Raw genomic sequence first — 13,149 nt, 5'->3', positions numbered from 1 at the left:
CACCAACCCCATCCCCTGACCGCCCCGACTACGCGCGGGTGGTGAGGAGCTCTTCCGAGATCTCCTTCGGCACCCCGCGCAGCCCTACCAGCGCCAGCACCGCGACCACGGCCAGCAGCGCCGCCGTGACCACCGACGTCACGTGCACACCCGCCACGAAAGCCTCCTGCGCGGCCCGTACGAGCTGGCCCGCCGGGCCGGAAGGCAGGCCGGCCGCCGTTTCCAGCGCTCCGGCGATCGACTCCCTGGCGGCCGCGCCGTCCACCCCGGCGGGCAGGACGAGGTTCGCCCGGTACGCACTGGTCAGGACCGTTCCGAGGATCGCGATGCCGAGCGCCCCGCCCAGCTCGAACGCCGTCTCCGACACCGCCGACGCCGCCCCCGCCCGTTCCTTGGGCGCGGCGGCCAGCACGTTGTCGTTGTTCACCGTGAACGCGAACCCGACGCCCATGCCTCCGATCACCATGACGGGCAGCAGGGTGAGGTAGTTCAGCTCGGTGCCGAGGGTGGCGTAGTAGAGGAACGAGCCCGCGTTCATGGCCAGGCCGAGCGCGACCACGCCGTTGCGGCCGATGAGGTTGATCAGCTTGGCGGCCAGCACCCCGCCGACGGCGCCCGCCAGGCCGCCGGGCAACTGGGCCAGCCCCGCCCGCAGCGGCGACCAGCCGAGCACGAGCTGCAGGTACCACGCGAACATCAGCATCATCGCCGACATCGCGAAGATCGCCAGCAGGTTCGTGGTGATGGACGCGGTGAACGCCCTCCTGCGGAAGAGCCGCACGTCGATCAGCGGCTCGGCCAGCCGCGTCTGCCGCCACACGAACAACGCCAGCAGCACCGCCCCTGCCACGCCCGCGCCCGCCACGTCGGCGTGGCCGAGGCCCTTGTCCGCGGCCTCCTTGACGGCGTAGATGGCCGTCACGATGCCGCTGAAGGACAGCACGACGCTGGGCAGGTCGAGCCGGCCCGCGTCCGGGTTGCGCGACTCGGGCAGCACGAGTGCGCCGCCCACCAGCACCAGCAGCATGATCGGCACGTTGATCAGGAACACCGAGCCCCACCAGAAGTGGTCGAGCAGCACCCCGCCGACGACCGGGCCGATCGCGAAGCCCGCCGCGCTCATCCCGCTCCAGACGCCGATGGCCGCGGTCCGTTCGCCGGGATCGGTGAACACGTTGCGGATGATCGACAGCGTGGACGGCATGATCGTGGCTCCGGCGACGCCCAGCAGCGCCCTTGCCGCGATCAGCAGCTCGGGATTGGGCGCGTACGCGGTGATCACGGAGGCCGCGCCGAAGGCCGCCGCGCCGATCAGCAGCAGGCGTTTACGGCCGATGCGGTCACCCAGGTTGCCCATGGTGACGAGCAGGCCGGCCAACGCGAAGCCGTACATGTCGCCGATCCACAGCAACTGCGTGGACGTGGCGCCCAGGCCGCCCACCAGGCTGGGAAGCGCCAGGTGCAGGACGGTCAGGTCGAGGGAGAGCAGGAGGGTGGCCAGGCAGGCGATCGCCAGTGCGGCCCATTTCTTGTTCATGCCGCTCACGGTCGCGGGAACGGCTGACGGCGCGCCTACCGTTCGCTGACCAGCCGGCCGACCTCGGTCAGCCCGGAGGCGATGCGGGTGCGGGTGTACTCGGCGCTGTACCAGTCGTCAGGGCACTCGGCCCGCGCCTGGATGAGCAGCGCGTGCGCCTCCTCGGGGTCGCCGCGGCGCAGCGCCACCTCGCCGAGGCCGAGGTGCGCCCACGCGAGGATCTCCATGGAGCCGTTCCTGCTCGACAGGTCGGCCGCGAGCGCGTAGTCGGCGTGCGCGGCGTCCATGGCCTCCATGCGCGTCAGCGCGTCGCCGCGGCGGCACAGGCTCTCGGCGATCTCGGTCGTGGCGCCCAGCTCGCGCGCCACCGTCAGCGCCTCGTCGGCCAGCGTGTACGCGGTGTCGTAGGCGCCCCGCGAGTGATGGAACTCGCAGAGCCCGGACAACACGAGCGTCATGCCCCAGCGTTCGCCGATGGCCTTGAACGCGGCCAGGCTCTTCTCGAAGCCGGCCAGCGACTCCTCGGGTCTGCCGAGGGTCTCCAGCATGAACGCGGCACCGGTGTGGGAGAGCGCCTGCTGCCAGGGTTTGAGCTCGCCCGCGAACCGCATGAGCTCGTCGAAGGCGATCTGGGCCTCGCCGGGCGGCCCGGTGAACGCGGACAGCAGCATCATCAGGAACTCGACCCGCACCGGCACGTGATCCCAGGTCACCAGCCGGCGCACCTCGGCCAGCCGCTCGCGCAGCTCGTCGTTCAGACCTCCTGCCCAAGCCGTGACGAGCATGCACATGACGTATTCCTCGTCGAGGCCGGCCGGACGCCGCGACCCGAGCGCCGCCAGCAGGCCGGCGGCCAGGTCGGCGCTGGTGGCGCGGTGACCGCGCATCCACCAGTAGCAGGCGCTGTGGGCCAGCAGCCGCAACGCCGTCTCCAGCCGGCCGGCCTCGGTGGCCCAGCGCAGGGCCGCGTTGACGTCGTCGCTCTCCTCGTCGAGCCGGGCCAGCCACTCCAGCTGCTCGCTCGTACGCAGCCACGAGTCGGCCTCCATGACCAGGCCGAGGTAGTAGCCGGCGTGCGCGTCGCGGACCGCCTCGACCTCGCCCGACTCGGCCAGCTTCTCGGCACAGAACGCCCTGATCGTCTCCAGCATGCGGTAACGCCCGTCCACCACCTCCACCAGAGACTTCTCCGCCAGCGAGAACAGCACCTCCTCCGGCAGCCCGCACACCCTCTCGGCGGCGTCGGCCCGCGCGCCGCCGACGAACACGGTCAGCCTCCTGGCCAGCCGCTGCTCGTCCTCGCCGAGCAGGTCCCAGCTCCACGCGACGACCGCGCGCAACGTCTGGTGCCGGGGCAGCGCCGTACGGCTGCCGCGGGCCAGCAGCCGGAACCGGTCGTCGAGCCGGGCCGCGACGTCGGCCAGCGGAAGCGTGCGCAGCCGCGCCGCGGCCAGCTCGATGGCCAGCGGCAACCCGTCGAGCGCCCGGCAGATGCCCGCCACCTGGGCGGCGTTGCCCGCGTCGACGGCGAATCCGGTCACCACGGCCGCGGCGCGGTCGGCGAACAGCCGGACGGAGGGATAGCCGAGGGGGTCGCGGGCCTCCGGCGGCGGCAACCGCAGCGGCGCCACCGGCAGGATCGACTCGCCGGTGATGCCGAGCGCCTCGCGCCCGGTGGCCAGCACCCGCAGCCGGGGGCAGGAGGCCAGCAGCTGGTCCGTCAGCTCGGCGGTGGCCGCGATGACGTGCTCGCAGTTGTCGAGGACCAGCAGCAGCCTGCGGCCGGTCAGCGCGGTGACGAGCCGGGTGACCGGATCCACGGCGGGCCGGTCGTGCGTCACGGCGTCGCGGATGCCGAGCGCGGTCAGCACGGCCGCCGGCACGTCGGCCTCGTCGGAGACCTGCGCGAGCGGCACGACGCACACGTCGCCCGCCTCCCGTCCGGCCGCCTCGGTCGCGAGCCGCGTCTTGCCCGCGCCGCCCGTCCCGATCAGGGTGACGAGCCGGTGCTCGCCCAGTCTCGCCGCCACCTGCCGGAGCTCGTCGGCGCGGCCGACGAAGGTGGTGAGCTGGGCGCGCAGCCCACGCCGGGAGCTCTGCCCGGCCGCGGGGGCGGCCGAGGCCCCGAGCGCCGGGTCGGCCCTGAGCACGGCCAGGTGCGCGGCGGCCAGCTCGGCCCCCGGCTCGACGCCCAGCTCCTCGTCCAGCAGCTTCCTGGCCTCGTCGTAGACGGCCAGCGCCTCCGCCTGGCGGCCGCTGCCGTAGAGCGCGCGCATGAGCTGGGCCCGCAGCCGCTCGCGCAGCGGATGGGCGGCGGCGAGCTGGGTCAGCTCGGCGACCAGCTCGCGGTGCCTGCCCAGGTCGAGGTCCGCCCGCACCCGGTCTTCCGTGGCCGACAGGCGCAGCTCCTCCAGCGCCGTCGCGGCGGCCTCGGCGTGCGGGACGTCGGCCAGCGGCGTGCCCCGCCACAGGCCGAGCGCCTCGCGCAGCAGCGCCGCCGCCTGCCCGGGGTCGCCGTCTGCCAGGGCCCGCCTGCCGGCCTGGGCCAGCTGCTCGAACTTGCACGCGTCGACGTCCTGCGGGTCGGCTACCAGCCGGTATCCCGCCGGATGGAACTCCACCAGCTGCCGGCCCAGCGCCCTGCGCAGCCGGGACACCTGGGACTGCAGGGCGTTGGCCTCGCCCTCAGGGGGCCGGGGGCCGTACATGCCGGCGACGAGCTGTTCCGGGCCGACGATGCGGCCGGCGTGCAGGGCGAGCAGCGTCAGCAGGGCGCGTACGCGGGGACCGCCGAGCGCGACCGGCTCGCCGTCCTCGTCCAGCACGGTGGTGGGCCCGAGGATCTGGAAGCGCATACCCCGATTATCGCGGGCGCGGCGGTGTCCGGGGCGGCGCGAGGAGCGCGTCGAGCACACCGGCGGCGAGCGCGAGTGCGTGGCCGGGCGCGGGACAGGGCCGGATGCCGGAGCCGAAGGTCAGGTGCGGACCGCTCCCGCGGGCGGGGTCGAACCGCTCGGGGTCGGCGAACACGTCAGGGTCGCGGTTGGCGGCCACCAGGTCGATCGTCACCGTCTCACCGGTCCGCGTGTCGAGCCTTCGGGTGGCCCTGAGCGGCGGGTCGTGCCTGAGCGTCTCGCACAGCAGCGCACCGGGTTCGTCGCCGGGTTCCGCATGCCGCAGCGCGGCCTCGATCAGTCCTTCCGTGGCGGCGTACCCCTGCAGGAGCAGCGTGATCACCGGTACGCCGGCCAGCGTGAGCAGCCGCGCGACGGCGGCGTCGGCCTCGGGAGTCTCCTCGCCTGAAAGGTAGCCGGACCCGGCGCCGGCCACAGCGGCGACCACAGCGCCGGCCACAGCGCCGGCCACAGGCGCGCTGTCCTCGACGCCGAGCGCGGACGCGAGCACGGCCGTGGGCACGCCACGCCAGTCGCCGTCCCGCTCCACGGTCATGGCCGTGGCCGCCCGCCTCAGCCCGGCGGGCTCCAGCCCGGCCAGCAGCCCGGCGAGGACACGGCGTCGCCCTGCGTGGGTCTCGCCGGTGCTGAACCGCGACACCTGGGCACGCAGCCAGGCGAGCGTCCCCTCCGCGCCGTCCTGGCGTACGGGAGGCGGCACGTACGCGGGGTCGGCGAGCACGGCACGGGCCTCGGCATGACGGGTGACGAGCATGAGGTCACGCTAGAGCGGGATCGTTTCGCCGCCGGTCGAAACGTGCCGTCGGTCGGCCGGGCCGTGCGCGCCCTCAGTCAGCCGCTCGGCCGTGCATGCCGCCGGTCGGCCGCCCGGTTGTGTGTGCCCTCAGGCGGCCAGCCGTTCCTGGCGCTCCGGCGGCCCCTCCTCGGCCCTGCCCGAGGGCGCGGTGGCGGGCGCGGTGGCGGGCGCGGCGGCCCGCTTCCCGGCGAAGGCCAGCGCCATGACCACGAGGAGCGCCATCTCGGCCACCACCAGCCCTCGCTCCAGCAGCCCGTAGTAGGCGCCGCCGTCGATCAGCGGCGAGGTGACGGAGGCCGGGTGCGCCGCTAAGTAGAACGCCAGCGACAGCGTGGACGTCACGCTCAGGGCCTTGACCGCGTTCCACCCGAGCGCGGACGCACGGCCCCTGGCCAGGCTCCAGCCGGCGACCGGCAGCGAGGTGAAGACCACGGCCGACGCCCAGCGATGGATCTCGCCGGAGAGCGTGCCGAGCTGCGAGGTTCCCGCGTCGGTGGGGAAGATCGCGCTCATCATCAGTCCCGCCGCCCCGGCCAGCAGCAGGACGCGGGTGGCCGCGGTGCGCACCGGGTCCGCCGCCGCCAGCCCGTACGCGAGACTCAGGCACGCCCCCGCGAGCGCCAGCATCCCGATCAGCACCGGTGGGAGTCCGCCGGAGACCAGCGCGTAGTCGCTGAGCAGCGGCTGTTCCGGCAGGGCTGACTGCGCGTAGGCGAGAGCGCAGAAGGACACCACCGTGCCGATGAGGGTGCCCCACACGGTCTGCTTCGGGGTCATCGCGTCACCTCGTCATAGATCGCCTCGAACCGGGCCAGCGACGTCTGGTCGTCGTGGGTGAGCGCCAGCTCGCGGCTGGCCTTGCCGAGCATGGCGCGCAGGTTGTCGTCGGTGAGGATCTCCGTCAGGCGCCGGGCCAGCGTGGCCACGTCGCCCGGCTGGAACAGGTAGCCGTTGCCGTCCACCAGGTGCGGCAGCGCCATCGCGTCGGCGGCCACCACGGGCAGCCCGGTCGCCATGGCCTCCAGCGTGGCGATGCTCTGCAACTCGGCGACGCCCGGCATGGCGAACACGTCGGCGGACGCGTACGCCTGCGGCATGATCTCGTCGGGCACGAAGCCGAGGAAGAACACCCGCTCGCCCACGCCGATGCGCTTGGCCAGCCGCTCCAGCTCCGTCCGCTGGGTGCCCCGGCCGACCAGCACCGCCTGTACGTCGGTGTCGTTCAGCACGATCGGCAGCGCGCGTACGAGCTCGTCGATGCGTTTCTCCTCGTCCAGGCGGCCGACGAACATGACGGTGGGCCGGTCGGGCAGGTCGAACATCTTGCGGGCCCACGCCTTGGGTTCGGCGTGCGGGTGGAACCTGGTCAGGTCGATCCCGCAGGAGACCGGTTCGACCTCGCGGCCGAAGCCCTGCTCGGACAGGAGTTGGGCGGCCAGCGGGGTGGGCGTGGTCACGTGGTCGGCGCGGTTGAAGACCCGGCTGAAGTCGCGCCAGGCCAGCCGGCCAGCCTTGGCCCGCAGTTGCTCGGGGATGTGACCGAACTGGAAGAGGTTGTCCGGCATGAAGTGGTTGGTGGCGACCACCGGCACGCCCGCGCGGCGGGCGGCGGCGATGGCGGCCCGGCCCACGACGAAGTGCCCCTGCGTGTGCAGCACGTCGGGGGAGATGGAGGCGATCAGGCGGTCGAGCCTGGTCGGCACGGTGACCCGCATCGTGGGGTGGACCAGCAGCGGCGCGGAGCGCAGCCGGTGCACCACCACGCCGTCCTCCACGTCGGCGCTGGCCGGGCCCACCTCGGACTGGCAGACCACGTGCACCTCGTTGCCGCGCGCGGCAAGGCCGGTGGCCAGGCGGTGGGTGAAGTAGGCGGCGCCGTTGACGTCGGGCGGGTAGGTGTCGCTTGAGATCAGGATCCGGCGTGGGCGTTCGGCGGCGGGTGCGATCGCCGGACGCTCGGTGACACTGTGAAGGGGCATGGCCATGACGGTGACTCCAGTCGGGGTAGGGCCAGGGGAGGGCCGGTGAAACGGACGGAAGAGATCAGGCAGGGTCGCGGTGCGCCTCCATCGGGCTGGTCCTTGCCAGGGCGACGGTGCCGGCGGCGGTGAGCGCGGCGGCCACGACCGGGAGGACCCCGGTCGGCAGCGGCTCGCCGAGCAGCAGCGCGCCGAAGGCGACCGCGGTCAGCGGGTCGGCGATCTGCAGCGAGGCGAACGAGACGCCGAAGTGCCCGACGGCGTAGGCGCGCTGCAACATCACCAGCGCCAGCAGGGCGGGGATCGGGAGTGCCAACAGGTACCACCAGTTCCACGTGCCGTCCACCAGCACCCGCATGAGCGTGGCGGTGGCGCCGTACAGGACGCCGGAGCTGGTCGCGAGCAGCGCGGCCCGGCCCGCGGCGGAGGCCGCCCTCGAACCGGCCCACAGCAGCACCGCGGCGACGCCGGACACGCCGAGGAGTGTGAACACTCCGTTCGGGCTGAGGTGGGTGGGGCCGTGCGACTCGGGGACGAGCAGCACCAGGCCGATCAGCCCGGCGGCCACCACGCCGGCCGCCGACAGTTCCTTGCGCGACGGCTTGCGGCCGTGCAGTGTGGCGGCGATGGGCAGGGCGAACAGCAGGCTGGCCACGCCCATCGGCTGGACGATGGTCAGGGGGCCCAGCCCGAGCGCGACGATGTGCAGGCCACCACCCGCCAGAATGGAGAGGCCGCCGAGCAGCCAGCGCGGCCTGCGCAGCAGCGCCAGCAGCCCGGGCTTGGCGGTGCCGAGCGCCTCGAACTGCTGGAGGGCGGCTCCGAGCGCGAAGAACAGCGAACCGACCAGGGCTGTCACCGCGGCCAGTACAGTCATGCGCACTCCTTTCAGACGGATGGTCGCCGGGCAGGGTCAAACAGGTATGTCCGTGGTGAGACCTTCAGGAGAAGGCTGGGTGGCGCGGCGCTTCCTGATCCACCGCACGACCTCGACGATCACGGTCACGGACACCGCGATGCCCAGCCCGAGCAGCAGGCCCTTGACGGGGTCGTTCTCGAACGCCATCCCGCCGAAGAAGCCGATCAGCCCCGAGTACACCCCCCAGGTGCTCGCGGCGATCGCGTCGAAGAACGTGAACGAGCGCAGGGGATGCCGGACCGCGCCCATGGTCAGCGTGGTCGCGGTGCGCCCGCCGGGGATGTACCTGGCCACGACGAGCACGAGCCCGCCCCGCTCCTCCAGGGCGCCGCGCGCCCAGACGAACGCCTTCTTCTTCCGCAGCCTCCCGCCCGAGCGGTTGCCGATCAGGTAGGAGATGTGGTCCCCTGCGAACGCGCCCAGCGCCGCGACGACGATCACCAGCGCCAGGTTCGTCTCGCCTGACGCCGCGAACACACCGGCGGTGATCACCGCGGTCTCGGCGGGCACGATGGGGAAGAACCCGTCGAGGAGCGCCAGGCCGAACAGCACGGCGTACAACCACGGTGACGCCATGGCCTGTTGCACCAGGTCGAGAATGGCGTGGGACATAAGAGGGGCTCCGATCGTCAGGGCACTCACATAGCGTGTCGGCGCCGGACCCTTGAGGGCATCGGGGATCCCCCGGGTCGAACGCGGACCCATCCCCGATACGGGTCAGGGCCTGTACCCCATCAAGCTAGAAACTTCGCTGGTCACGGCACATTGGGCGATCGGCACGTACCGCCCCCTACTTTCGTCAGGGTCGGGGCGCGACCTCCGGGTGACACCATCGATCAAACCCGGACCCGGCCGCTCGGGCACCAGTGCAGATGGGCGCTTTCAGGGTGGGGTTAGCCCCACCTCGACGGTGCCCCGCGCCCCACCCCTGACTTTCGTCAGGTGTCCTACCTGCCGTTCGGGGAGGGTCACGGCACGCACGCGGCGGATAACGTCGAAGCCGTGACGTTCCTGCGCCTCGTCCGTCGCGAGACCCGCCGCCGGCTGGTCTACGACCTGCTGCTCTGGGCCTTCCTCAGCATCTTCGTGGCCGCGATGGGGCCGGACCCGTTCCAGGACGCCGCCGGGTTCGCCATGATCACCGTGCCCCGGCTGGCGCTGGTCGCCGCGGCCGTGCTGGTCGGCCGGCGCTGGCCGCTGGCCGCCCTGGTGCTGCTGCTGCCGCTCGGGCCGTGGCAGTTCACCGAGGGGTTCGCGACCGTGGACCTGAGCTGGCTGCTGCCCCGGCGCGGCGTGAAGGTCTTCCCGCTGCTGCCCACGTCGCCCTTCATCATGTGGTACGCCTACCTGACCGGGCGGCGCATGAGCGTGATATGGCCGGCCGCGGCGACGTTCTGCCTGGTCACGGTCGTGGGCGTGGGCGTGGTCCTCGCGAGGGGCGGTGACCTGGCCCTGTGGGTCTCCATGACGAGCGCGCTCATCGGCACCTACCTGGTGCCCTACCTGCTCGGGCTGCTCAGGAGGAGGCTGCTCCAGCAGCGGCGGGTGGCCAGGTTGTCGGCCGAGGCCCAGGCCAGGCTGCGTGAGCGGGCCAGGATCGCGCGTGACATGCACGACTCGCTCGGACACGACCTGGCTTTGATCGCGGTCAGGGCGGCCGGGCTTGAGCTGGCACCCGGGCTGGGCTCCGCCGAGGTCAGGGCCGCGGGCGAGTTGCGGCTCGCCGCCGCCGACGCCACCGAGCGGCTGCGCCAGATCATCGGGCTGCTGCGCGAGGAGGCCGACGCGCCGCCCCTGACGCCCGTGGACGAGGACGTGGCCGAGCTGGTACGGCGGGCCAGGGACTCCGGCATGAAGATCGACCTCGACCTGATCCCCGGTCAGGTGCCCGCCCTGGCCCGCGCGGTGGTCCAGGAAGGCATCACGAACGCCGCCAAGCACGCCCCGGGCGCGGCCGTCGAGGTCGAGGTCTCGCCGGGGCGCGTCACCGTGCGCAACGGGCCGCCGCGTTCACGGCCCACCGCGCAGCCCGGCGGTCTCGGGCTGGAGGGCCTGCGCGAGCGCGTACGGCTGGCCGGCGGCACCCTCACCGCGGGGCTCGTCGGCGAGGGCGGGGGAGGCGGCTTCGAGCTGGCCGTGACCCTCCCCCGCACGGGGGAGGAGGATCCCCGCCGCTCGGGAGGGAACGGACAGTCGAAGGCGCGACGCTGATGGCATGACTGAACAGAGCCCGGCGATAGGCCGGGTGACCGCGGCGATCGCCACGGTCGCCACCATGCTCCCCTACCTCACACTGAAGATCCTCTGGCTGACCGGAAGCTCCCTCGGAGTCACCGACCCCGGCCTCATGAACGACCCGGCGATGGCCGGCCTCAACGTCATGACCTTCGGCATGGACGCCGTCGGGCTGCTGCTGGTGGTGGCCTTCACCACACGCTGGGGCCTGCGGCTGCCGGCCTGGCTCGTGCTGCTGCCGATGTGGGTGGGCACGGGCCTGCTGTCGGTGGTGGTCGTCACGGCGCCGATCATGGTGACGGCCGGCGGGATCGCGGTGTTCAGCGGCGGCCCCATCGAACCGTGGGTCTACATGATGGTCTACGGCGGTTTCGTCGGGCAGGGCATCGGCCTGATGGCGACCTTCGTCCTCTACGCCCGCGACCGCTGGCCCGGGGTGTTCGGGCCCGGTCACGCCATCGCCGGTCCTGCCAGGCAGTTCCAGACGGCCGTGGCATGGGGATCGCTGCTGGTCGTCACCCTGGTCGCAGGGGTGCGGCTGTCGTGGACGTTCGGAGCGCCCGTCGGGGCCGTCGTCATGGACGGGTTCAAGGCGCTGCTCGCCCTCGCCGGGGCCGTCGCGTTCGTCGCCGTCGTACGGGAACGCGGGAAAGGCCCGTTCTGGCGGCTGGCCGTACCGGTCTGGCTGGGCTCCGGGTCGTTGTTCGGCTGGGGCCTCTACGCGATGATCGTCAGGTCCGTCGGAGGGCCGCTCGCCGTCGGGGGCGCGGCAGCGACGGATCTGGTGGAGCTGTTCGGCATGCTAGCCGGGCTGGTGATGGGGATGAGCGGGGCATACGTGCTGGCCGAGCGGTCAGGCGTGCGCTCACGCATGGGCGACGTGCAGCCGCTTGAGCAGCCGCTTGAAGGCGACGATCGAGATGGTGATCGCCAGGCCGCTTATCACGGCCACCGCTGAGGTCCGCAGCACCATGTACGACCCCAGCGACCCCGCCAGATACTCGTAGACCGCGAGGAAGATGCTCAACGTGGAGTTCATCAGCAGCACGAACGCCCACAGCAGCGTGATCCTGGCGAAGAACCTGCGGACCCGCTCGTGCTTGAGCACCGCCGACGGCAGATGGATGTAGTCGAGCGTGAGCTTCTGCACGAGCGGCCTGTTCAGCCGCACGGACGCGAGGAAGACCATGCTCATGCAGATGGTGCCCATCTCCGGCTGGATGAAGAACCACATCCAGGTCCCGGTCCAGAAGGCCACGATCGCGCGGATGGTGATCGCGAACGCCGCCAGGCACATGGTGGCGGGCACCTTGATCCGCCTGACCAGCCGCCAGGCCACCCCCAGATAGACCCAGGCGACGGTCATGAAGAGCGCCCACTGGAAACCGAGGACGACCATGGCCAGATAGAACACCACCAGCGGCGCCACCACGCTCTCGAGCAGTTGGGGCGCGGCCTGCCGGGCGAGCACCGTGAGGCGCGGAAGGGTGACCTGAGGGTGATTCAAGGCTGCTCCGCAGATAGGCCGACGATCAGCGACTACCCGGGCCTCGCGGGACAAGGCTCTCCAGACGGACCGCTCTTTGTAGCCGAAGCGTCATCAGCGCCGTCCCGGAAGCACGCCGGTGGCTTACCGTACCTGAGGCCGGCTGGTGCGACCGCCTCCTTCCGCACGTTCCCGGGCTGCCATACGCATTCAGCCTGGCATCGAACCAGGCGCTCAGCCGAGTGACGCGGTGGCGAGCTTCGCCCCGAACCCGACGAAGACGACGCCGACTCCCGAGGTCAGCCCCGCGCCGAGCTTCCTGTGCCGGCGGAACTGGCCGGCCAGGAACGTGCCGCCGAAGATCAGGGCCGTCAGGTAGAGCACGCTGAACACCTGGATGACCGCGCCCAGGATGGCGAACGAAAGCGCGGGGGCTGGATAGGCGGGGTCCACGAACTGGATGAAGAAAGAGACGAAGAACAGGATCGCCTTCGGGTTGAGCAGGCTGATCCCGAGTGCCCTGCGGAACGGGCGTGGGCGGCGTTCCCGCTCCTCCTCCGGACGCGCGGCGGCGGCCACGGGCCCGGACCGCCAGGCCCGCACCGCGCCGCGGATCATCTGGAACCCGATCCAGGCCAGGTAGCCGGCGCCGGCGTACTTGACGGCGGTGAAGAGCAGCGGGGTGGAGCGGAGGAGGGACGCGGCGCCGGCGGCCGCCAGGACCATCAGCACGGTGTCGCCGACGAACACGCCCGCGGCGGCCCGGTATCCCTGACGGACGCCGTGCCGGGCGGCGTGGCTGAGCACGTACAGCGAGTTGGGGCCCGGCAGCAGGATGATCAGAAAGGCGCCGATGACGTAGGCCCAGAAGTCGGTGATGCCGAAGAACATCCGGATGGCCCTTCGCGATCGCTTACTGGTGACATAACACGATATCGCCTGGTCATCCCCGCGCGCCGGAACCTGCCGCCCGGTCAACGATCCGTGCCGCCGCTCGCGGTCCGGCCGCGCCGGTTGTTTGGGTCTTGTAAGGATCCGGTGTCAAGGTTACGATCTCCGCGAATACTTAGGAAAGTTTCCTAAAAGATGGTCACCACCGGCTCGCGCTGACACCCTCCCCGCCCGTGTCACATCCCCACGGGCCGTGCCGTACGGCTTGCGCTCTCACCCCCCGGCGCAAGGCGTACGGCACGCACACCCCCAAGGAAGAACCGTGAGACTTCGGCCGATCCTCCTGGCGCTCGCGACCCTCGCACTCAGCCTGACCACCCCGCCCGCCCAC

General features: G+C 72.1%; 11 protein-coding genes. 2 read left to right on the top strand and 9 right to left on the bottom strand.

Annotated elements, in window-relative coordinates:
- Positions 1-28 precede the first annotated feature (28 nt).
- The 7 genes from E1267_RS38130 to E1267_RS38100 form a co-directional block, all read right to left on the bottom strand.
- Positions 29-1,537 (bottom strand): MFS transporter, encoded by a 1,509-nt coding sequence (locus E1267_RS38130; protein WP_132340247.1) that lies wholly within the window; start codon positions 1,535-1,537, stop codon positions 29-31.
- 35 nt (positions 1,538-1,572) lie between these two features.
- Positions 1,573-4,392 carry an ATP-binding protein gene (locus E1267_RS38125; protein WP_132340245.1) on the bottom strand — a complete coding sequence of 940 codons (2,820 nt, stop codon included), beginning with the start codon at positions 4,390-4,392 and terminating at the stop codon, positions 1,573-1,575.
- Between the two features lie 7 nt (positions 4,393-4,399).
- Positions 4,400-5,206 carry a cytochrome P450 gene (locus E1267_RS38120; protein ID WP_132340243.1) on the bottom strand — a complete coding sequence of 269 codons (807 nt, stop codon included), beginning with the start codon at positions 5,204-5,206 and terminating at the stop codon, positions 4,400-4,402.
- A gap of 129 nt (positions 5,207-5,335) precedes the next feature.
- A complete protein-coding gene (locus E1267_RS38115) occupies positions 5,336-6,025 on the bottom strand; it encodes a DUF998 domain-containing protein (RefSeq protein WP_132340241.1) in 690 nt (229 codons plus the stop codon).
- Positions 6,022-7,233, bottom strand: coding sequence for a glycosyltransferase (locus E1267_RS38110; protein ID WP_132340239.1), 1,212 nt, complete (start codon positions 7,231-7,233; stop codon positions 6,022-6,024). Before E1267_RS38110 ends, E1267_RS38115 begins: the two co-directional genes overlap by 4 nt.
- A gap of 58 nt (positions 7,234-7,291) precedes the next feature.
- The gene (locus tag E1267_RS38105) at positions 7,292-8,104 is read right to left on the bottom strand and encodes a DMT family transporter (protein ID WP_132340237.1); all 813 of its coding nucleotides are present in this window, start codon (positions 8,102-8,104) and stop codon (positions 7,292-7,294) included.
- Between the two features lie 36 nt (positions 8,105-8,140).
- Positions 8,141-8,758: a DedA family protein gene (locus E1267_RS38100; RefSeq protein ID WP_132340235.1), complete on the bottom strand. Its 618-nt coding sequence runs from the start codon at positions 8,756-8,758 to the stop codon at positions 8,141-8,143.
- Between the two features lie 330 nt (positions 8,759-9,088).
- On the opposite strand from E1267_RS38100, the gene E1267_RS38095 reads away from it, so the two are divergent.
- A complete protein-coding gene (locus tag E1267_RS38095) occupies positions 9,089-10,357 on the top strand; it encodes a sensor histidine kinase (protein ID WP_220449877.1) in 1,269 nt (422 codons plus the stop codon).
- Between the two features lie 4 nt (positions 10,358-10,361).
- Positions 10,362-11,339, top strand: coding sequence for a hypothetical protein (locus tag E1267_RS38090; RefSeq protein WP_132340233.1), 978 nt, complete (start codon positions 10,362-10,364; stop codon positions 11,337-11,339).
- Here E1267_RS38090 and E1267_RS38085 read toward each other — a convergent pair.
- Both E1267_RS38085 and leuE read right to left on the bottom strand, forming a co-directional pair.
- On the bottom strand, positions 11,247-11,888 hold the full coding sequence (locus E1267_RS38085; RefSeq protein WP_132340231.1) for a VC0807 family protein: 642 nt from the start codon (positions 11,886-11,888) through the stop codon (positions 11,247-11,249). The genes E1267_RS38090 and E1267_RS38085 overlap by 93 nt on opposite strands.
- A gap of 213 nt (positions 11,889-12,101) precedes the next feature.
- Positions 12,102-12,758 carry a leucine efflux protein LeuE gene (gene leuE / locus E1267_RS38080; RefSeq protein ID WP_132340229.1) on the bottom strand — a complete coding sequence of 219 codons (657 nt, stop codon included), beginning with the start codon at positions 12,756-12,758 and terminating at the stop codon, positions 12,102-12,104.
- Between the last annotated feature and the right edge of the window lie 391 nt (positions 12,759-13,149).

This window comes from Nonomuraea longispora (assembly GCF_004348345.1).
GTDB lineage: Bacteria > Actinomycetota > Actinomycetes > Streptosporangiales > Streptosporangiaceae > Nonomuraea > Nonomuraea longispora.
The sequence above is the reverse complement of the archived record's forward strand: the minus strand, read 5'-3'. Positions and strand labels throughout refer to the sequence as shown.

What these genes read in the sequence shown, in the direction of transcription:
- E1267_RS38130 (WP_132340247.1), bottom strand. Translation starts at nt 1,537, where the DNA reads ATGAACAAGAAATGGGCCGCACTGGCGATCGCCTGCCTGGCCACCCTC.
- E1267_RS38125 (WP_132340245.1), bottom strand. Translation starts at nt 4,392, where the DNA reads ATGCGCTTCCAGATCCTCGGGCCCACCACCGTGCTGGACGAGGACGGC.
- E1267_RS38120 (WP_132340243.1), bottom strand. Translation starts at nt 5,206, where the DNA reads ATGCTCGTCACCCGTCATGCCGAGGCCCGTGCCGTGCTCGCCGACCCC.
- E1267_RS38115 (WP_132340241.1), bottom strand. Translation starts at nt 6,025, where the DNA reads ATGACCCCGAAGCAGACCGTGTGGGGCACCCTCATCGGCACGGTGGTG.
- E1267_RS38110 (WP_132340239.1), bottom strand. Translation starts at nt 7,233, where the DNA reads ATGGCCATGCCCCTTCACAGTGTCACCGAGCGTCCGGCGATCGCACCC.
- E1267_RS38105 (WP_132340237.1), bottom strand. Translation starts at nt 8,104, where the DNA reads ATGACTGTACTGGCCGCGGTGACAGCCCTGGTCGGTTCGCTGTTCTTC.
- E1267_RS38100 (WP_132340235.1), bottom strand. Translation starts at nt 8,758, where the DNA reads ATGTCCCACGCCATTCTCGACCTGGTGCAACAGGCCATGGCGTCACCG.
- E1267_RS38090 (WP_132340233.1), top strand. Translation starts at nt 10,362, where the DNA reads ATGACTGAACAGAGCCCGGCGATAGGCCGGGTGACCGCGGCGATCGCC.
- leuE (WP_132340229.1), bottom strand. Translation starts at nt 12,758, where the DNA reads ATGTTCTTCGGCATCACCGACTTCTGGGCCTACGTCATCGGCGCCTTT.